Origin of the sequence: Bdellovibrio sp. HCB337, from assembly GCF_047302465.1 — a bacterium.
Taxonomy (GTDB): Bacteria; Bdellovibrionota; Bdellovibrionia; order Bdellovibrionales; family Bdellovibrionaceae; genus JACMRP01.
In genome coordinates this window covers 861,232-880,318 of the sequence record NZ_CP178621.1, presented here as the reverse complement: position 1 = coordinate 880,318, position 19,087 = coordinate 861,232, and the positions used below count along the sequence as shown (strand labels likewise).

The window sequence follows — 19,087 nt, the reverse complement described above, 5'->3', positions numbered from 1 at the left end:
TTATTTCTTTTTTGCTTTCTTGGTAGGCTTTTTTACGGACTTTTTTGCCGTCTTTGCAGGTGTGGCTTTTTTGCCGCCTTCTTGCTCAAGATCTTCTAAAAGACCCATCATTTCCATGACGACCTGAGCTGATTCAGCCCCTTTATTGCCATGTTTACCACCAGCACGGTCCATAGCTTGCTCATCGTTCTCTGTGGTCAAGACACCGAAGCCAATAGGACGTTTATATTCGAGCATCAAAGCTGTTACGCCGCGCTCTACGCTGTTGCAAACATAATCGTAGTGAGAAGTCTCGCCACGGATAACTGCGCCAAGGGCGACGACACCATGACAACCGATATCGAACAAAGCTTTACATGCCAACGGGATTTCTACAGCACCCGGCACTTTTACCGCCAAAATTTCTAGATCAAATTCTTCAAGATAACTGAGAGCGCCTTCTTCGAGCTTGTCAGTGACTTCGCTGTTAAAGCGAGCGGTAACGACTCCGATTTTGAGAGTGCCTTGTTTCATTTATTTGCCTCCAGAGATTCCGTTGAGATGCGGTATTTAATCAGATCGACGATGGTGCCGACTTTTAGATTGTGTTTCTTTGCAAAAAGACGAAGATCCGGAACACGTGCCATTGTGCCGTCATCGTTGATAACTTCACAGATCACAGCTGCGGGGTTCAGTCCCGCTAAGCGCGCAAGGTCAATGCTGCCTTCAGTGTGTCCAGGTCTTTCAAGAACTCCACCTTTGCGTGCACGGATCGGAAAAATATGTCCAGGCATATGTACATCCGAAGCTTTTGCATTTGGATTCGACGCTACACGAATTGTGCGAGTACGATCTGCCGCAGAGATTCCGGTAGTTACACCTTCTGCAGCTTCGATGCTGACAGTGAACGCTGTTTTGTTAGAAGATTTATTAAACTCTTCACGCACCATTTGCGGCAGTTCTAAACGATCGATCTGCTCAGGCATGAGCGGCAAACAGATCAGACCGCGCGCCTCTCGAGCCATGAAATTGATAGCTTCAGGAGTCACATGATCCGCAGCGAGCACTAAGTCGCCTTCGTTTTCACGGTCCTCGTCATCAACGAGAATCACCATTTTTCCCTGACGGATATCTTCGATTAATTCTTGGATGGAATCAAAACTCACAGCTTCTCCCCCAAAGATGCGCCGGTCTCGCCCGCTTTCCAGCTTTGGGCGGCAGCCACGACAGCTCGGGCCATGTAATCTGGCTCGATATTTACAAACATTCCTGGTTGTAACATTCCCAGGTTCGTACGTTTTAAAGTTTCAGGAATCAAACAAACTTCAACGATCGCATTTTTCACGTCGTTTACAGTCAGGCTCACACCGTTGATGGTGATGCTGCCTTTTTTCCAAATGAATGGCCAAACAGAAGAGGCTACTTTGACGTCCAAGAAGAAAGATTCTCCTTCGGCCTCGGCACGAGTTATTTCACCAAGGCTGTCGACATGGCCTGTGACCAAGTGACCATGAATACGGTCACCAAATCGCAAAGATCTTTCAAGATTCATTTTTTTGCCGATCCAACTTTGTGGATTCCAGCGAAGAACTTTGATCGTTTCCGCAGCCAGTGTAAACGTGATTTGCTGCTCATCAAAGGCCTCTACGGTCAGGCACACGCCATCACAGGCAACACTGTCACCCAAATGCAGATCATTAAACTCGTGTGGTTTTTCAACTTGAATGCGAAAAGCATTTGCCAGCTCTTGAGAGCTTTTAATTTCGCTGACAGCCTCGACGATCCCTGAAAACATAAAAAGGCCCCTTTGATGGGCCGGAAACTACACTCTTTACAGGCACTTGGCAAGAAAAGGGGGCTCTTTTTAAGCCCCCTTTTTAGGATTCTTTCGATTTTATAGGCTCCAAGTACGCCTAAAGCTTACTTAGCAGTCTTGGCAGCCGTGTCAGGCACCAGTTTAAGGATTTTTACCTTCGCACCCAAAACAGGATTCTCATCAGTTTGAGTTACGACTTTCCCTCTGGAAACTTCGTCCCCAACCCAGTCCAACTCGATCGTTGCCACTGGAGTTGCAGCTCCACCACCATAATATTTTGAATTACAAGGATCGCCTTCCCAGTAATAAAGTTCGTTGTAAATACTGAACTGGTCACCGACTTTGGCATTCACGTTTGTTCCACCCAAAATCACCAAGTGAGAGTCATGATCCATCAAAACACGGCTGTACCATTCTTCTTTGGATTTCAAACCGTCATAGATCGTATTCACACCTTTGGTCAAAGCACTCTCAGTCACTTTTGCGAGTGGCGTTTGATAGTAAGCACTTGGTCCAACAGAGAACGCGCCAACATCCAAAGTGAAATTCACTTTTGTCTTCGTCTGATTCGAAGTCACATTGCCGCCAGCAAGTAAACCGTTCGTCAATGGATGAGTCGCCATCATACTAAGAGCCAACTGTGCCCACTCGATGCTGAAGCCAAGACCGGTCAAGCCCGAGACATCAATAGGTCCCGCAGCATTGAAACCAATTTGTACTCCGGCACCGCCAATCATTTCAAAAGCGTTCACCGAACCCGCAATGCGCGCGTTTGGTAAGTTGATCAAGCACTCGGCGTCTTTAGAGTACTGAGGCTTTTCTGAAGCACCTGAATTCGAAGCAAAAGCTTTCATCATCACTTTATCATTCGTAGTGACGTTGAAAAATTTTGTATCGCCATTAGCATTTGTTGTCGGTACTTCAACAACCGGAGGCGCATATCTTAGAGCAAAGTGCTCGCTCTTTTGCAAAACTCCATAGACTTGTTGATTTGCGACGTACTGGAAATCAAAAGAACCGCCCTGAGGCAAAGTAATAGATGGAGCTGTAATCTTGCCCATCTCTACGATACGCTTCAGTTCCCTTTGCGGAGCGGCCTTCTGCTCACAAGACTGATTTCCCATCATCAAACCTGCTGTCGAAAGCAAAACTCCGGCTTTCACTAGGTTCTTAATAGTTTTTTGTGGTCCCATCTGTTCCTCCATAAAAGTTTACATTGGTCGCGATGGTGGTTCATTGTTGCTCACTAGACTCTTCGGCTGGACTTTTGGCGCAGTTGAGGACTTTTTCGCACCAAAGTCGAGTCGATGGAGAAACGTCCAAAAGTTTTTCTGAATCCAAAAAAATAAAAATGGTAACGAATTGAATCAACGGTCCAGTGTTGAAATTACTGGCGATGTTTTTTGCACGTAATAAAAAAACCCAGACCTTAAGCCAGGCCTGGGTTTCAGGGGAATCAGTAAAATGAAAATCTACTTTTTCTGAATGACTAGTCCGGACCCATTGGCCTCAACAACCACTTGGTCCCCAGAGCGAATATCACCGGCAATGATTTGTTTTGAGAGGGGATTCAAAAGATCATTTTGAATCACGCGCTTCAAAGGTCTAGCTCCGTAAATTGGATCGTAACCCTTCTTCGCCAGCATATTGATCGCAGCATCTTTGAACTCGATGTTGATCTTCTTTGCTTTCAAGCGCTCAGTCACCAAACTCAACTGCACCTTAACGATGCCTGCGATTTGCTGTTCACCCAAAGCCTTGAACATCACGACTTCGTCGATACGATTTAAGAATTCTGGACGGAAATGCTCGCGCATAGCTTCAGTCACGGCGGTTTGCTTTTCAGCCTCGCTGAGACTTGGGTCAATCAAAGCGTGTGAACCAATATTAGATGTCATGATCAGCACGGTATTTTTAAAATCCACGGTACGGCCTTGGCCATCGGTCAAACGACCGTCGTCCAAAACTTGCAATAGGATATTAAACACATCTGGATGCGCTTTTTCGACTTCATCTAAAAGTACGACACTGTAGGGTTTACGACGAACGGATTCAGTTAACTGCCCGCCTTCTTCGTACCCAACATATCCCGGAGGAGCTCCAACTAATCTTGAGACCGCGTGCTTCTCCATGTATTCGCTCATGTCGATACGAACCACAGCTTGCTCATCATCAAATAGGAATTCCGCCAAAGCCTTTACAGTTTCGGTTTTACCGACACCTGTTGGACCTAGGAAAATAAACGTACCGATCGGACGATTTGGATCCGAAATCTCGGCACGGGCTCTGCGAATAGCATCCGCCACAGCCGTCAATGCATGATCCTGTCCGACGACGCGTTTTTTAAGGTCTTCTTCCATATGCAAAAGTTTTTGCGACTCACTTTCAAGCATTTTTGAAACTGGAATACCAGTCCACTTTGCGACAACTTCGGCCACATCTTCGGGACTGACTTCTTCTTTCAGCATGCGTGTTTCTGAAGCGGATTTTTGCCCACGGGATTCAAAATCTTTGAGCTTTTTTTCCATGTCTGGCAAACGACCGTACTTCAGCTCAGCCGCTTTACCCAAGTCGCCTTCGCGCTCTGCTTTGGCAATGAGGTTTTTAGCTTCCTCGATGTCGGCTTTGGTTTTTTTAATTTGCTCGATGCCGCCTTTTTCAAAATTCCATTGCTCGCGCAATTGCTGATTTTTTGCAGAAAGGTCTTTGATTTCACTTTCAATCACATGCAGACGGTCTTTAGCGCCCTCATCTTTTTCTTTTTTGAGGGCTTCTTTTTCAATACGCAACTGCATGAGCTCACGCTCGATCTTGTCAATTTCTTCAGGCACACTCTTCGCTTCAATACTCAATTTGCTGGCAGCTTCGTCGATCAAATCGATCGCCTTATCTGGCAAGAAGCGATTTTGAATATATCTGTGCGACAACTTCACCGCCGACACCAATGCTGAATCCATGATACGGATCCCATGATGAAGCTCGTACTTTTCTTTCAAGCCACGCAAAATGGTGATGGCGTCATCAACGCTGGGCTCATCCACAAGCACAGTTTGGAAACGACGCTCAAGCGCCGCATCTTTTTCGATGTACTTGCGGTATTCATCCAAAGTCGTCGCCCCGATACAGCGGAGCTCGCCACGCGCTAAGGCTGGTTTCAATAATTGCCCAGCATCCATGGCGCCTTCGGCTTTACCCGCACCTACCAGATTGTGGATCTCGTCGATAAACAAAATGATTTGGCCATTGCTAGAAGTGACTTCTTTGATGACAGCTTTTAAGCGGTCCTCGAATTCACCACGATATTTCGCACCAGCAACCAAGGCCCCCATATCCAAAGACATGAGCTTTTTGCCAATCAAGTTTTCCGGCACGTCTTGTTTAAGAATTCGTACTGCCAAGCCTTCGGCAATGGCGGTTTTACCCACACCTGGTTCACCAATTAATACAGGATTGTTTTTTGTACGGCGTGAAAGCACCTGAATGACCCGACGAATTTCTTCATCGCGCCCAACGACAGGATCCAACTTACCTTCAGCAGCAAGAACTGTCAGATCACGCGCGTATTTAGTGAGAACTTCGTATTTATTTTCTGGATTGTCGTCTGTCACTTTTTGGTTACCTCTTAATTCACGGAGGGCCTGAACTGTCGGATCATGTTTAATTTGATGTTTTTTAAATAAGGCCTGAAGGTCACTGTCACCCAAACCAAACATCGCTAGCAAGAAATGCTCTGTCGAAATATAAGCATCACCCCAGTCTTTGCAGACCGTATCAGCGACCGTAAAGAGCTTTTGTAAGCGTTGGCTGGCAAATATCTTTTGCCCAGCTCCGCTGACCTTCGGAAGCTTGTCTATTTTTGCTTTTAGGTCCTCTATAATGGACTTCACATTGAGGTTCTGCTTTTCGAATACTCGAGGCACAATCCCTTCAGATTGTTGGAGCAATTCTAAGAGCAAATGTTCGGGCTCCACTGAGGGATTTCCGCGATTTTCCGCGTTTTGGGCAGCGGCCTGCATGGCCTCCTGACTTTTACGCGTCATTTTCTCTATATCGTTGCTCATGCACTCCTCCGTCCTGTAATTAAGGATGAGGCCTAATTGGAGCTTGTCAATGTCTAGTGGTAAACCTGGCGCAAAATTTCACCCAAAACGCATACGCCCTTCCATAAAGAAGGACGCTATCAATCCACAAGATTATCTTAAGTATGACTTCCGTACATCATGCGAAGACTGTTCGCATTTTGATTCAAAAAACGAGTCCTGCACTTTGGGATATAACACGGCTCCACACCGCAAGGCTCAGCAAGAGCATGACTATAACATCACCGGCATGATCGCTCAGTGCCGCTTCATCGAAATTGACTAGTGACTAAGCTTTAAACACAGGGACCGCAATTTGGTCCTTTAGCCGAGCCCCAGGATCGTCAGATTCTTTTAAATGCCGTTTCAGTTGGTTCCATTTTTGAAAGTCGGGACAATGTCGACTTTTAATTAGAAGGAGTACGTCTGTGGCAAGACCTGGAACCCACCTTAAGTCATTTGTTGCTCTCGCTCTTATTATTAGTGCTCAGATCTCATGGGCAATCAGTAAAGAGATGCAAGACCTTGTTACCTTAGAAACCAATGCAAATGCAGCTGCAACTCGTAGCAATCAAATGGTCCAGATGGAGCATTATGAAATTCCATTGGCTCTTCTTGAAGCCGATGTCGCTCTTCGCGCCAATCCTGAATTTATGAATGCCCTTGTCTTTGAAAAAGACGGCAAAAAATACGTGCGTTGGATTATCAATCCTGAAGATACAAAGTGGCACAAGGAAGTTGAAAAATTCCTTGAGAAAAACAACATCAAGCCTGTGAAAAAGAAATATTTCGAAGGCTACATGACGGCGTCTCGTAGCTATATCGTTGTCGATCCAAAATCAGGTGCGGAGTTCTCTTTCAAAGGTTCCACGGACAAAACTGGCGGCGCATGGAAAGACAAACAACAGACTTGGGATGACGGTCAGCAAATTCGTTTGATGACAGACTTCGTGAATCAACAACTGAAGAACCAACCAAAGCTGGAAAATTCTATTTTATTAGACGAAGCTATTGCCATCGGTATCAAAGAACTCGACCAAGCAATGATCATTCGTTCTTATGAGGGCCTTACTAAGAGTGGCAAACGCTATGTTCCTGGCTTCTCGATCATGCACGACAAAGTAGGTAAGGCTTTGGCAGCAGCCAATGGTTCTAACGATCCTGCTGCTTTCTGGAATGAACACTATAACAAGCCATTGGCTCGCGCTTTGGCTGAGTTCATGGCTTTAACTGGTATGACTTACGATTCTCCACACTCGCAAAACTTCCTAGTTGAGTTGGATGCTAAAAATCGTCCGACAGGAAAAATCGTTTTGCGTGACTACGGCGATACTTATCTTTCAACTGAGTTCTTCACTGCGGCTAAAAGAACAGACATTTTGAAGAAGTGGGAACAAGACAATATCAAAGTTGGAGAAATGAAAGTCGCAGTCGGAATTCTGCACGGAAACAAAGCTCCGACTTGGATGGAAATGCAAAAAGACACTACAAAAAATAGCAGTTACGACCAATGGGGCCGTGATTTCTTTGCTGAGTTCGAAAAAGAATTCGCTCGTCAAACGGGAGTCAACTTGGGCGCCCTTCAGGACAAGCCAGAACGCGCTGGAAACTATATTCGTCAGTATTATTCAACGACAGATGCTGCTGGAAAGCAGTGGACGAACCTTACAAAAAAAGGTGCGCAACGCAATCACCTCTTGATCATGTCTTGCGAACGCGTCCTTTTGGCAATGTAGTTACTTCTTTAAAAACAAGGCATCCAGTTGCCTGAAATACCAATCTTGCAGATTTTTTCTTAAAGGCAGAGAGTCCAACATCTCTGCCTTTTTTTGTACGTTCCCTTGATGTTTTTCCTCTACATCCTCAGCACACTCTCGGACCCAGTCCTCAGTCGCCTCGGGGTGAAACTGAGTGCCTACAACGTGATCCTTCCACAAGAATGCTTGGTTAGGGCAATAGTCGCCTTTAATCAGAAGAGTCGCCCCCGGAGGCAGTTCAAACGCGCAGTGATGCCAATGAAACATAGGAACTTCTTCGCCGTCTTTAGTTTTTGCTGGGACAAATCCGATCTCCCAGCCTTTTTGGACATAGACTTTTCCGCCAAGGACCTCGGCCAACAGCTGTCCACCCAAGCATAAACCAAATATTTTCGTTTTTTTCTCGAGTAAATTTTGAACGAATTGTTTTTCAGTCTTTAGCCATGGAAACTTGTCTTCTTCGAACGTGTCCATAGAGCCACCACAAATCACCACGCCCAGAGAATCGTCCGTAGACTTCGGCATGGGTTCTTGTGCTGGATGCCAAAACACGACGTCCACTCCGCGTGTTTTTGCCCATTCTAAAGTAGTTCCAGCTGATGTGTGTTCCTCATGTTGCACAATCAAAATTTTGTTAGCCATTTTCTTGCCCCCAAAAAGTATGCACCGCAAAAATCCCCTATTCTCTTTCAAAGGTCAATAGGGGGCGCGGCTTCTCTGTCGTATTTTTTGACTCTTCTTCAGTCGAGTTTTCCTGCTGAATTCGGCCCTTCAGTCCTGTAGCAGAGTGGCGCAGGACGATCCTTCGTCTAGAAGGGCCTTCTGCCCTTGGCCTAGTATTGCAAAAAAAACTCAAATCCCGCCTACAGTCCTGTCAAGAGTTCGTCGCGAATCCCGATCTAATGCTTGTCAATGAACTCGTATTCACAGGTTAACAATGTGGATCCAGGAAGGACCGGAGAGAGAATAAGGTCACTCTCTCCTACACACGAAAGGAGGGCCTTCAAGGATGAGATAAAAACGAACAATAGAATGTTCAGTTATTTTACTTAAATAGTAATAGGCCAAAAAAGTTAAAAAAAATCGGCTCGGATGCCGGCCCCAACAAAATGGAATATGGGGAAATAAAACTCAAGGAAGGTATGGAAATGAAAAATAAAAAATATTAACGGAGGAATTTACAATGGGAATGAGAGTAACAACAAATATTTCGGCACTTAATGCACAAAGAAACCTAGTTGGTAGCCAACGTGCGATCAACGGTTCTATGGCGCAACTTGCTTCTGGTAGCCGTATCAATAAAGCTGCGGATGACGCTGCTGGTTTGGCGATCAGTGAAAACTTGAAAGCTCAGATCAGATCTGCGACTCAAGCTCAACGCAATGCTAACGATGGTATCTCGATGGTACAAACTGCTGAGGGTGGTTTGAACGAAATCGGTAACATTATCGTTCGTCTTCGTGAATTGGGAATCCAAGCTGCTTCTGATACAGTTGGTAACACTGAGCGCGGTTTCGTGGATAAAGAGGTTCAACAATTGAAATCTGAGATCCAACGTATCGCTTCAGTAACTACTTGGGGTACTACAAAACTTTTGGATGGTTCTTCTCCAGAGTTTGATTTCCAAGTTGGTCTTTTCAACAACGCTGAAGAAGATCGTATCACTTTCAGAGCTAGCGAAAACATCGCGACTTTGGATGCATTGGGATTAGGCGCTCTTGACTACACTTCTAAAGAAGGTGCTCAAGAAGCTCTTCAAATGCTTGATACAGCTCAAACTTCTGTGAATGGTACTCGCGCTAACCTCGGTGCCCTTCAGAATCGTTTGACTTCGACTGTTGATAACTTGGGTGTTGCTCAAGAGAACATGTCTGCTGCTAACTCACGTATCCGTGATACTGACGTAGCTCAGGCTTCTTCTGAGATGACTCGTAATAACATCTTGCTCCAAGCTGGTACTTCTACTTTGGCGCAAGCGAACCAAGTTAACCAATTGGCTCTTAAGTTGATCGGTTAATCCGCGACCTAGTTAACAAAATAGCCCCGGTGAGGAAACTCACTGGGGTTTTTTTTATTTTCTAATGCCTAAACACCGTCTTTTCTTTTTTCAGTTTTTTGCGGATTTTTTCTACAAGACCTCACAAAAACCAATTCATTTTTTCGTTTTCTGTATAACTATTTTACTAATAATTTCAAATATTTACCTAAAGATCCCCCGACTTTAATCCGAAAAATAATAGGTCAGGAGGAGTTATGTTACAAAAAATCATCACACGCGGTTTGTCCGTCGGCGTCCTAACCATCCTTCTTGCTTGTAGCGATAAAGGTGGATTCAGCGCTCAAAGCCTTCCGGGTACGGATAACAATGGCAGTTCGTCAACGGATGGCGGCAATGACAATACCCCGGTCCCTAATGAGTACCAAAAACTTCAATATAAAGGTTTTGTTTCTGGCGGAAACAACGACGGCAGCCTAGTTATCGACATTGATAAAACAGCCAACGCCCTCTTGATCATCCTGCCCCTGCAAATGAATCCATATATCGACAGCGCCGAGGGTGAGATTCCTGACCTTCCAGGCGTAAAATTCATGACCTACAAAGACGACAAGGGAGCTTCATTCTTCGCAGTGAGTGTTCCATTACGCTATGTTCTGAAAGGAGCAAGCTTCTTAAACCCTGCCCGTCTGCCTAATGGGGACCCTCTTCCTCAGGTAGCCAGTGGTGAACTTCCGAGCCTTGCTTTGGCGGTTCCCGGCAAAAATAACGTGAAATTCCATTTCTACATCGGCGTCAATGTGGTCGGTGTCTATGTTTCGAGCCCTTACGACCCGTATCTTCCGCTCCACTTCCCTATTCGTAGAGGCGTAGAGACTATTGGGTATTTCCACACGGTCCCAGCCAAGTCAGGATTTGATGGAGGTTTCTTCTTGAACACTCAAATGCCTGACTCTGTGGCAGCCATCATTGACGATCACTTTCGCTTCTAATGACCAAGTCGTTGATCCGATGCTGTAATTAATTATTGATTGCCCCCTAAAATCTCGCTAGGCTCTAGACGTTACATCGATAACTTCTAAGGGGGCATCTCATGGCTAAGAAAGCATCAAAGACTAAAAAAGCAAAAAAACCAGCTGCTAAAAAAGCTGCGAAAAAAGTTACAAAAAAGGCTGTAAAAAAGGCCGCTAAACCTGCAAAAAAAGCGGCGAAAAAAGCCGTTAAAAAAGCAGCAAAACCTGCGAAGAAAGCCGCTCCTAAAAAAGCTGCTAAAAAGCCTGCAGCTAAAAAAGCTGCAAAGCCAGCTAAAAAGGCCGCTAAGCCTGCTAAAAAAGCGGCGATGGCTGCAGTAGTTGCCCCTGCAATCAAACCTGAAACTGCTTTGGATGACATCACTAACGAGTTCGACGACGAAGCTGAACTTGATAGCATGGTAGATATCGAAGAAGAACCAATCGGCGACGACGAAGAAGGTTGGGAAGAAGCTGAAGAGAAAGAAGACGATTCTTTCGAAGATATGGAAGATGACACAAACAAGACTTCTGCTGAAGACGATGAAGACGACGAAGAAGAAGACGAAGATGATGAAGAAGGTTACTTCTAATATCTGACTACAAATGACACTAAAAAAGGGCTGTTGAAAAACAGCCCTTTTTCTTTTTCTGCCGCTCTATATTTTTAAATAGTCTGGAGCTTTTGCTTTAAGCTCTTCCAAAACTCTCATCATTAAGCGCGAATAAAATGGCTGCTCAAAATAGTGAAGAGTCACAGGCCGCTTATAAGAGGCGTAGCCCTTGACCTGCTTGATCTTATTACTAGCCGTGACGAGATGGTGACTCATCACCGCCCTGCCAAGACCGGCCTCTACGCCGTCAATAATTCCATAAACATCACCCATGAAAGAACGACGATAGAATCCTGGGCTCTTACTTTGCGCTCTGAAGAACTCTTCGGTCGCATTGTCTTCGGGGCCGTGATCCAGATACAGGTCTTTGGGGCTATCATATTTGGTACTTTCAACGACGACGAACTCCTCGAAGCCTAGAACCTCTTCTCGGATATTCTGTTTGTTCATTTTATAGTCCGTCACAATCAGCTCTGCCCGCGCCGTCTTCAAAACTTCGGGCAGCTCAAACATTTCGTAAGACTGAAAATCAATATGGACTTTGGGATTCTTCCTTAAAAAGGGCGCGAGCGCTGGAACAATCACAGATCTCAAAACTGAGGAGTATCCCCCAAGGCGGATCGTCCCCGCCAATTCCTGACTGTGGCCTTTGAGTTCAAAGAGCAACTCCTCTTCGATCTTTTGGTTTAAAGTCGCAAATCTTAAAAGTCTTTGCCCCGCTTCGGTCAGCTTCAGTCCGCGTGGCTCACGAATGAAAAGCGTTACTTCAAGTTCGCTTTCCAGCAAAGACAACCTTTGTGAAAGCGCAGACTGGGTCAATCCAAGGTCTTTAGCGGCTTGGGTGACATTAAGGGTGGCAGCGGTTTGGGTAAAGGCCTGAAGGCCAAGGCTCGATATCTTCATAGACATTAATTATGCTAATGCCTCGATAAAAACAATTAATTTTTCTTATCTTGGAAAATCTCTTAGGTTCGGATTCGTGGAAAACACACAAACAACAAAGGAGATAACAATGAAACAACTTATTACAATCACACTTCTCGGAATGATGCTTGGGCAAAATGCTTTGGCAGACTACTTCTGCCTCGCAGACCAAGGAGAAAAGCTTCATATCAAAATGGAGGAAGTTCCAAAAAAAATTCAACCAAAAGTCCCACCGGCTTTTGAAATACCTATTGAGATTTTTGCAGGAGCTACTTTAACAACGGGAGAGGTCACAACAGCATTCCAAGCAAATGGCACTTTGCCCGATGGTTCCTACAACTTGCTAGACGGTGAAGGAAATCCAGCAACGCTGCAAATCAGCCAATCCCAAGTTTATGGTGGACGATGCGGAAGATGCGGAGACGACTTTCCTACCCCTGCTCCAACTCTAACCACATACGCCAAACTGACTTACCAACAAAATGAATTGAACTTCACTTGTCCATAATGGAAACGCTACAGAAGTCTCTCATTCTAACAACCATAGGCCTTGCTCTTTGCGGAGCAGGCCTATGGCTTTATGCTCATACTCCCGGAAGTATCGTCATTGAATCCGAAGAATCCAAAAACAAAGATCTTGAGCCTGTTTACAACGAGATCAAATGGATTCCCGGAAAAACCAAAGACGTCTGGATGATGAAGCAAAGCCATGCCGGTCGAAACGCCAGTCCCCACCAATGGGAACGACTGGCTATTGTCATTGATAAAACGGCCACCCCAAAAACAGCGCGCTACTATCAATTCGCCCCAGGCCCCTTGGAATGGAGCGAAGACCTCTTAAAAGAGCGCGTCGAATACAGAGTGAGTTGTTTTATCTGCCATAACAATGGGCCAAGAGGTATTCGCCCTGTCAGCGATAGTCCCCTTGCGGGCATGAGTTGGAATGAAAAACTCAAAATCGGCTTGTGGAATTTAAGAATCAAAACTTACGGAAGAATTCTTTTCGACAAAACTCACGATGAAGAAGATGCGTCGCTCAACGTGCATTTTCGTTGGCACGGAGATCCACACAATGACCTTTTAAAAGTGCCCGTCTGCCAGAAGTGCCATAACGAAGACGGCTTCTTATCGCGCGGTTCTTTACGACGCCAGCAAATCGGCACGATAGAACATCTAGTTGCTAAAGGGCACATGCCGCCAACGGGTTTTCAGATGACCGTCCAAGAAAAAAAACAGCTTCAAGATTTTATTCGAGGCTTCAACTAACGGCATTCAAAAAGGTGTCTCAAACTGAGACACTCTGGAACTCTAGCTACGGTTCTCGCCCACCAACATTTTGCGCGCACAGGTGTCAGAGAGTTGATCAGGACCACCTCTATGCTCTTAATACTCCATGCATTTGACGTTCTGGCCGGGGCTTTGCAATTAGTTACTTATTATGGCGTTTTGGACCAAGTGCCTCCTTATTTTAGCAATACAAGTGACGACCTGCTTTACTTGGTCCGCAGCAGCTCCGCTTTCGAAAAACTTCGCCGCTAGCTTTAATAAGGAAAATATTCTGATTGATTCCCGTCGACCGATCGCCGGAAACGGAGATACAGCTTCAACTTTCTTCCTGATTCAGAATCTCATCGAACTTGGCTTTAAAGGGACTGTAAATATTCTTGTTGATGAAAAAAGTGAGCGAATTCTACGAACGATTTCAAGCAACTTACAAGGCCTTGAATCACAAGTTCGTTTGATTCGCGAAGCGGAATTACCTGCCAAAGAATATTCTGTGGTGATTCGCACTGGCATGCCATCCGGGCGCATTCTTGCAGACGGACTGCACCTTACTACCGCAGAATCTCCGGCTCAGGCGGGAAAATTGAATATCAACGATAAGACCGTATTTTTATCGACCCCCATCTATGGCAATACTAAAAACACCGCATCCATACAGCCATTGAGCTTGTTGAACCAGGGGAACAAGTTTTACCTTTTGCCTGCCCCGGGACTGGATGCCAATTCTAATGAGGCGGGAATTTTTCGCGATCCTTTCTCATTGTCGATCCGCAACTGGTCCCTTGATAAGGCAGAAAAATTTTTGCTAGAACAAACCAAGACAACACAACCCGATTTGCACTCACTCCTAAACGCGGTTATTCAGGATCGAAAAAGCGGGAATACTAGGTACGCATTGGCTTATGGATTCTCTATTCCTCAGGTAAAGGTACAAGCCAGAGACTATTTTAGAAGCCTATTGAATTCTTCATCGCCGTTGATCGTGCTGACGCCGTCCGCGTTCAGTGAAAGTCTGTTAGCTAGTTTTTCTGAAGAAGAGCGCAGCAAAATCAGCCTCACTAATTTAAAAGAATTTTCCGAATCAGGAAACAAATTGCCACCTGGTCATCTGACAGTCGTACAAGTCCCAAATGTGCCTCACCAGATTTTTTCAACTCTCTTATTGGCAAGCAATCGCAATCATGTAGTTCCGCTAGGAGCCGGTGATGGTTTTTTTACGACAGCGTTGAGTCTGGGAATTCCTTTTGCTCCTACAACCGTCGACTGGAATATTCGTAACGTACGCGCGTTGGGAGGAGTCCTCCAAAACGAGGGAGTGAAACAGGGCTTCGATTTGGCCCGCTTGCAAAGTCTGCGTTCAGTCTATTCAATAGACCCCGGGATTCCAGTTCAATTGCAACAATCACAAAAACTCATGATGTACGATAATCTATTTAAGAATGCTCACAATAGAATTCCAGACTTTTCTGAACTGTTTGTTTTGAGCGTCGGGTACTTACGTCAAACTAACACCCCCCCACCAGGCCTGAAAGTTCTCGAAAACATACAGCACGCGTATATCGGAACTCCGTCTCAAGACATCATTTCTTGCGAACGTGTATTCTAGGAATGGCTGGAACATCCTGACATAGGATCGGCACACCCGCCGCTTGCAATGGCGCAGCCATCTTATCCAAATCGGCTGCGAATTGCAGCTCATCAAGATGGACGATAAGCATTTTCTTGGAAAGAAACTTAGTTCCCACACCCAGAACCGCTCGAGATTTTTGATCGTGCTTTTCTGCAAGCCCTGCAACTCTGCGGATCGATTCTAAAAAATGTCTGACCATGCAGTTTAAGCGTGGCTCTTGCGAAAGTTCTTCGACAGCCTGATGCGAAATCTTTTCGACGCGTTTGAAATCCCCTGCTTTGATGGAGGGTTCGAGCACCTTCACATAATCCCCGACTTTCACTGAAACAAAATTCTGCAACAACGGCGCTCCTGAGGGATAGTGAGCTTTAAACTGGGGAGTTGCATTTATAGAAATATAATCCTCGCAAACAATCGGAACTCCAGCCCATTGAAAGGGTCGCGCCGTAATGTCCGCAATGCGGGATTTTAATAGCAGATCTTTTTCATAAGAAATCAGGGCCTCGCTGATCGCAAGACTGCGTCCATCAGTGAGTTCCGCATAGAGCGGCTTTCGGGCCTCGTTCAGAATCATCGCCTCGTGAACGTGACGATACAAACAAGAATGCTCCGTCTCTGCATAAGAGACGGAGCATATCAAGAGTGGTATTAAAAGAGTGTAAAGAGCAAGTCTCAACTCTAACCTCGAAAGATTACTTCATCGGTTTAGAGTGAACTGCGAACTTTTCAAACTCACCGTATTCATGGAGTTTGTTGTAAAGAGTCTTGATCGTGATACCCAAGTTGTTAGCAGCTTGAGTCTTGTTGCCACCGAAGTGAGCCAACGCCTTCAAGATGTAACGTTTCTCAAGCTCATGAAGAGTCAAGCTTGGATCGTAATCAATGATATCGTCTGCTTTTTCTGGGTTACGAACGTTTTCTGGAAGATCATTGATCATGATCGTGTGACCTTCAGAAAGGATCTGCAATCTTTCGCAAACGTTTTGCAATTCACGGATGTTACCTGGCCAGTCGTACTTTTGCATTGCCTTCAATGCATCTTCAGAGATTTGGCGACCACGGTTCAAGTAAGCATGGTTGCTGTTGCTCAAGAAGTGAGTCACCAACGCAGAGATATCTTCACGACGACGACGGAGAGGTGGAGCGCTTACTACGATCGTGTTGATACGATAGAAAAGGTCTTCACGGAAGTTACCGCGTTGAACTTCTGCATCCAACTCACGGTTCGTTGCAGAGATCAAACGGATGTCTACTTTAATAGGATCTTTACCACCAACACGGTACAATTCGCCTTCTTGGATGAAACGAAGAAGTTTCGCCTGAATGCCCGGGCTCAACTCACCAACTTCATCAAGGAACAAAGTTCCGCCGTTAGCAACTTCAGCCAAACCGATTTTACGGTTGTAAGCGCCTGTGAAAGAACCTTTCTCGTGTCCGAAAAGTTCGCTCTCAAGCAAAGTTTCGCGAAGTGCGCCGCAGTTGATAGCTACAAAAGGTTTATTCTTACGATTTGATTTTTCATGAATATGGCGAGCAACCAATTCTTTACCAGTACCAGACTCACCAAGAACCAAGATATTTGCCGCAGACGGAGCCACGCGCTCGATCATCTTCATCAGAGTTCCCATAATCTCTGATTGATAGACAATCGTCTTATTCTCACTGGATTTCTGGGTATTGTTGTTCCAAAGAACTTGCTGGGTGTTTTGAGAAGAAGGTAAAACAGTAGTTGAGGATGAGTTGTTGTTCTCCATTACGTGCCGCCTTTCGAGATAATCTAATTTTGATACATTGCGTTAACACGATGCAATATACCGGTGGTGATGTAATTTATGCAAGCGATTTTTTGCACGGCATTATATTTTTTCTAGGCTCGCGTAAAATCGAAAGGACGGGGTTTTAAACTCACGATGGCCGCTCTAAAGCTCCTGGAATCCATAGATAAGTACCTGAAATTCATGGATTTTGTAAAATCTTCATCCCCCCTCACGCTCAAAGCCTATAAAAAGGATCTGGAGCAGGCCTTTGGTTCTTTAGATCCCCAAGGCCAAGCCAAGAAGGCCTTTACCGAGGCTGAAATTTTAAGCATGTCCCGAGATGCCCTGAATAGCTGGGCAGGGCTTAGCCTGTCCTCCAGGAACCGTAAGAGCTCTACTTTAAAGAGTTTTTTTAGCTGGGCCTATCAGGAAAAGCTGACTGAAAGAGACCTTTCGACCCAGATTATTAGCCCCAAAGTCCCTAAAAAACTGCCTCATTTCCTCAGCGTTGACGAAGCCCTGGCAGTTCTGAGCTCTTACGACAAGAAGGATACTTCGATCCAAAACATCCGCGATAAAACGATGTTTTTAGTTCTTTATGGAGCTGGTCTTCGCGTGAGCGAAGCGTGCAACTTGAAATGGACCGATGTGCACTTCTCGACCCGCAGTCTGCGCCTTAAAGGAAAAGGTGGGAAAGAACGTTTGGTCATTCTGCCAACACTTGCAATCGAGGTTTTGCAGAAACTGCGTTCGCTTTCAGACGAAGACTATGTGTTTGGCGTTGAGCCCCTAAATCCTCGCGTGGCTTATGACTGGGTCCGCACTCGTGGCGCGAAAGCCCTGCTGATGAAGCCTCTGCACCCGCATGCCCTCAGACACAGCTTTGCCACACATCTATTAAGTAGTGGGGCGAACTTAAGAACCTTGCAAGAGTTGCTTGGTCACGAAAGCTTGCAAGCCACTGAAAAGTACACGCATCTTGGAGTGGATCAACTTGCAAGAACGATGGAGAATCATCACCCTTTAAGTAAGGGCTCTCAAAAAAAGCCATCGAAACGCTAGTCATTTAAAAGAATCCCGGCCTTTTTAGGCGAGAGAACCTCGACTTTGAAAGAACTTCCTGTAAAAACTCTCGACGTTTCGGAAAAGAAATCAATGCGAGTTTCCCTCTATAACAGGTTTCGAGCACCTTGTGGTAAACACTTTCCCCACGAGGTGCAATATGAAATTTTCGCGTTTACTTGCGGCTGGAATTACGCTCGCCGCTTTGTCTGCAAATGCAGGCGATATCATTATTTATGAAGCAGGTAGCTTCAACCCACTATCTGGTCTTACCAACAACGGTAACTTAGTGCTCATCAACGGGAAAAAAGCTGGCTCTTTATTTAAGAAAGTCTTCATGAGTGAAGATGCCACGACTGCGAGCAAGAACATCACACTGGTCCGTGATTTCTATAATCAGGAATTTGGTCGCAACTCTTACGATGGCAAAGGTGCTAACATTTTGGCTGTCGTGAAAGTCGGTCGCGGTCCTGTTAGTTTGTTAGGTATGTTGGGACTGGATCAAAACGCTGCTTGGGACAAAAACGGAAAGCGTTTCCTTTTCGGTACGGGTGAAAAAGACAATTTGAATAACTTCACAGGTGCTGTGGATGTTATCGGTCACGAGTATACTCATGCGGTCGTAGAATCTACTACGAAGCTTGAAGCCCTCGGTCAGTCTGGTGCCTTGAATGAGCATTTGTCTGATGTTTTCGGTCAGTACATTCAAGTAAAAACCGGCAAAGGTGCAAACGACTTCTTGATCGGCGAAACAGTTCTTGGCGACGATTTGAAACAAAAGGTTGCTGCGAAGTATGGTTTCACACCAAAAGGTCTGCGTGACATGCTAAATCCACAATTGAGCATTCCACCACAACCTACAGAGATGAAACAAATTCCTGCGGCTTTGGGACCAAACTGTAAAGCGACAGCTGAAAACGACAAATGTGGTGTTCACTTGTTAGCTGGTATTCCAAATCGCGCGATTTCTTTGGCAGTTCAAAAATTGGGCTGGGATAAAGTTGCTCATGTCGTTTACGTAGTAATGACTGAGAAACTTCCGAAGAACGCTGACTTCTCTACTTATGCAAGTGAGACTATCAGCGAATGCGGTCGTCAATTAAGCAGCTCTGAGTGTGCGGCTTTTGACAGCGCCTTTAAATCCGTTGGTCTGTAATAGGATAATCACAGAACAATAGA

18 protein-coding genes and 1 pseudogene are annotated in these 19,087 nt (G+C 45.4%); 10 read left to right on the top strand and 9 right to left on the bottom strand.

Annotated elements, in window-relative coordinates:
* The 5 genes and pseudogenes from ribH to clpB form a co-directional block, all read right to left on the bottom strand.
* On the bottom strand, nt 1-513 hold the full coding sequence (ribH, locus tag ACLWBB_RS04210; RefSeq protein WP_413290324.1) for a 6,7-dimethyl-8-ribityllumazine synthase: 513 nt from the start codon (nt 511-513) through the stop codon (nt 1-3).
* 11 nt (nt 514-524) lie between these two features.
* Nucleotides 525-1,145: pseudogene (ribB, locus tag ACLWBB_RS04205) on the bottom strand (3,4-dihydroxy-2-butanone-4-phosphate synthase); the annotation flags it as partial.
* Nucleotides 1,142-1,774, bottom strand: coding sequence for a riboflavin synthase (locus ACLWBB_RS04200; protein WP_413290323.1), 633 nt, complete (start codon nt 1,772-1,774; stop codon nt 1,142-1,144). The pseudogene ribB and the gene ACLWBB_RS04200, both read right to left, overlap by 4 nt.
* A 125-nt stretch (nt 1,775-1,899) precedes the next feature.
* Nucleotides 1,900-2,988: a hypothetical protein gene (locus tag ACLWBB_RS04195; protein WP_413290322.1), complete on the bottom strand. Its 1,089-nt coding sequence runs from the start codon at nt 2,986-2,988 to the stop codon at nt 1,900-1,902.
* Nucleotides 2,989-3,267: 279 nt separating this feature from the next.
* Nucleotides 3,268-5,856: an ATP-dependent chaperone ClpB gene (clpB, locus tag ACLWBB_RS04190; protein ID WP_413290321.1), complete on the bottom strand. Its 2,589-nt coding sequence runs from the start codon at nt 5,854-5,856 to the stop codon at nt 3,268-3,270.
* 49 nt (nt 5,857-5,905) lie between these two features.
* On the opposite strand from clpB, the gene ACLWBB_RS04185 reads away from it, so the two are divergent.
* Entirely contained in the window at nt 5,906-6,160 is a 255-nt protein-coding gene (locus tag ACLWBB_RS04185) for a hypothetical protein (RefSeq protein ID WP_413290320.1), read from the top strand.
* Between the two features lie 142 nt (nt 6,161-6,302).
* Entirely contained in the window at nt 6,303-7,610 is a 1,308-nt protein-coding gene (locus tag ACLWBB_RS04180; protein ID WP_413290319.1) for a hypothetical protein, read from the top strand.
* Here ACLWBB_RS04180 and ACLWBB_RS04175 read toward each other — a convergent pair whose 3' ends face one another.
* Nucleotides 7,611-8,273: a type 1 glutamine amidotransferase gene (locus tag ACLWBB_RS04175; protein ID WP_413290318.1), complete on the bottom strand. Its 663-nt coding sequence runs from the start codon at nt 8,271-8,273 to the stop codon at nt 7,611-7,613.
* Between the two features lie 541 nt (nt 8,274-8,814).
* Between ACLWBB_RS04175 and ACLWBB_RS04170 the strand changes: the two genes are divergently transcribed.
* The 3 genes from ACLWBB_RS04170 (at nt 8,815) to ACLWBB_RS04160 (ending at nt 11,230) form a co-directional block, all read left to right on the top strand.
* On the top strand, nt 8,815-9,648 hold the full coding sequence (locus tag ACLWBB_RS04170) for a flagellin (protein ID WP_413290317.1): 834 nt from the start codon (nt 8,815-8,817) through the stop codon (nt 9,646-9,648).
* 236 nt (nt 9,649-9,884) lie between these two features.
* Entirely contained in the window at nt 9,885-10,619 is a 735-nt protein-coding gene (locus ACLWBB_RS04165) for a hypothetical protein (RefSeq protein WP_413290316.1), read from the top strand.
* Between the two features lie 101 nt (nt 10,620-10,720).
* Nucleotides 10,721-11,230 carry a hypothetical protein gene (locus ACLWBB_RS04160; protein ID WP_413290315.1) on the top strand — a complete coding sequence of 170 codons (510 nt, stop codon included), beginning with the start codon at nt 10,721-10,723 and terminating at the stop codon, nt 11,228-11,230.
* A 66-nt stretch (nt 11,231-11,296) separates the two neighbouring features.
* Here the strand turns inward: ACLWBB_RS04160 and ACLWBB_RS04155 are convergent, their stop codons facing one another.
* A complete protein-coding gene (locus tag ACLWBB_RS04155) occupies nt 11,297-12,154 on the bottom strand; it encodes a LysR family transcriptional regulator (protein ID WP_413290314.1) in 858 nt (285 codons plus the stop codon).
* A 109-nt stretch (nt 12,155-12,263) separates the two neighbouring features.
* On the opposite strand from ACLWBB_RS04155, the gene ACLWBB_RS04150 reads away from it, so the two are divergent.
* The 3 genes from ACLWBB_RS04150 (at nt 12,264) to ACLWBB_RS04140 (ending at nt 15,065) form a co-directional block, all read left to right on the top strand.
* Nucleotides 12,264-12,683: a hypothetical protein gene (locus ACLWBB_RS04150; protein WP_413290313.1), complete on the top strand. Its 420-nt coding sequence runs from the start codon at nt 12,264-12,266 to the stop codon at nt 12,681-12,683.
* A complete protein-coding gene (locus tag ACLWBB_RS04145; protein ID WP_413290312.1) occupies nt 12,683-13,441 on the top strand; it encodes a hypothetical protein in 759 nt (252 codons plus the stop codon). Before ACLWBB_RS04150 ends, ACLWBB_RS04145 begins: the two co-directional genes overlap by 1 nt.
* A 172-nt stretch (nt 13,442-13,613) precedes the next feature.
* Complete coding sequence (locus ACLWBB_RS04140) at nt 13,614-15,065, top strand: hypothetical protein (protein ID WP_413290311.1); 1,452 nt, start codon at nt 13,614-13,616, stop codon at nt 15,063-15,065.
* Here the strand turns inward: ACLWBB_RS04140 and ACLWBB_RS04135 are convergent.
* Both ACLWBB_RS04135 and ACLWBB_RS04130 read right to left on the bottom strand, forming a co-directional pair.
* On the bottom strand, nt 15,040-15,687 hold the full coding sequence (locus tag ACLWBB_RS04135; RefSeq protein WP_413290310.1) for a hypothetical protein: 648 nt from the start codon (nt 15,685-15,687) through the stop codon (nt 15,040-15,042). The two genes, ACLWBB_RS04140 and ACLWBB_RS04135, sit on opposite strands and share 26 nt — an antisense overlap.
* Nucleotides 15,688-15,781: 94 nt before the next feature.
* Nucleotides 15,782-16,843, bottom strand: a complete 1,062-nt coding sequence (locus ACLWBB_RS04130) for a sigma-54 interaction domain-containing protein (RefSeq protein WP_413290309.1) — start codon at nt 16,841-16,843, stop codon at nt 15,782-15,784.
* 156 nt (nt 16,844-16,999) lie between these two features.
* On the opposite strand from ACLWBB_RS04130, the gene ACLWBB_RS04125 reads away from it, so the two are divergent.
* Nucleotides 17,000-17,908, top strand: a complete 909-nt coding sequence (locus ACLWBB_RS04125) for a tyrosine-type recombinase/integrase (RefSeq protein WP_413290308.1) — start codon at nt 17,000-17,002, stop codon at nt 17,906-17,908.
* Between the two features lie 160 nt (nt 17,909-18,068).
* A complete protein-coding gene (locus ACLWBB_RS04120) occupies nt 18,069-19,064 on the top strand; it encodes a M4 family metallopeptidase (RefSeq protein ID WP_413290307.1) in 996 nt (331 codons plus the stop codon).
* Nucleotides 19,065-19,087 lie beyond the last annotated feature (23 nt).

Bases quoted from the DNA above. Each gene is read 5' to 3' on its own strand.
- ACLWBB_RS04185 (WP_413290320.1), top strand. From the start codon at position 5,906: ATGTCTAGTGGTAAACCTGGCGCAAAATTTCACCCAAAACGCATACGC.
- ACLWBB_RS04175 (WP_413290318.1), bottom strand. From the start codon at position 8,273: ATGGCTAACAAAATTTTGATTGTGCAACATGAGGAACACACATCAGCT.
- ACLWBB_RS04155 (WP_413290314.1), bottom strand. From the start codon at position 12,154: ATGAAGATATCGAGCCTTGGCCTTCAGGCCTTTACCCAAACCGCTGCC.
- ACLWBB_RS04125 (WP_413290308.1), top strand. From the start codon at position 17,000: ATGGCCGCTCTAAAGCTCCTGGAATCCATAGATAAGTACCTGAAATTC.
- ribH (WP_413290324.1), bottom strand. From the start codon at position 513: ATGAAACAAGGCACTCTCAAAATCGGAGTCGTTACCGCTCGCTTTAAC.
- ACLWBB_RS04140 (WP_413290311.1), top strand. From the start codon at position 13,614: ATGGCGTTTTGGACCAAGTGCCTCCTTATTTTAGCAATACAAGTGACG.
- ACLWBB_RS04170 (WP_413290317.1), top strand. From the start codon at position 8,815: ATGGGAATGAGAGTAACAACAAATATTTCGGCACTTAATGCACAAAGA.
- ACLWBB_RS04120 (WP_413290307.1), top strand. From the start codon at position 18,069: ATGAAATTTTCGCGTTTACTTGCGGCTGGAATTACGCTCGCCGCTTTG.
- ACLWBB_RS04200 (WP_413290323.1), bottom strand. From the start codon at position 1,774: ATGTTTTCAGGGATCGTCGAGGCTGTCAGCGAAATTAAAAGCTCTCAA.
- ACLWBB_RS04145 (WP_413290312.1), top strand. From the start codon at position 12,683: ATGGAAACGCTACAGAAGTCTCTCATTCTAACAACCATAGGCCTTGCT.
- ACLWBB_RS04130 (WP_413290309.1), bottom strand. From the start codon at position 16,843: ATGGAGAACAACAACTCATCCTCAACTACTGTTTTACCTTCTTCTCAA.
- ACLWBB_RS04150 (WP_413290313.1), top strand. From the start codon at position 12,264: ATGAAACAACTTATTACAATCACACTTCTCGGAATGATGCTTGGGCAA.
- ACLWBB_RS04165 (WP_413290316.1), top strand. From the start codon at position 9,885: ATGTTACAAAAAATCATCACACGCGGTTTGTCCGTCGGCGTCCTAACC.
- clpB (WP_413290321.1), bottom strand. From the start codon at position 5,856: ATGAGCAACGATATAGAGAAAATGACGCGTAAAAGTCAGGAGGCCATG.
- ACLWBB_RS04195 (WP_413290322.1), bottom strand. From the start codon at position 2,988: ATGGGACCACAAAAAACTATTAAGAACCTAGTGAAAGCCGGAGTTTTG.
- ACLWBB_RS04160 (WP_413290315.1), top strand. From the start codon at position 10,721: ATGGCTAAGAAAGCATCAAAGACTAAAAAAGCAAAAAAACCAGCTGCT.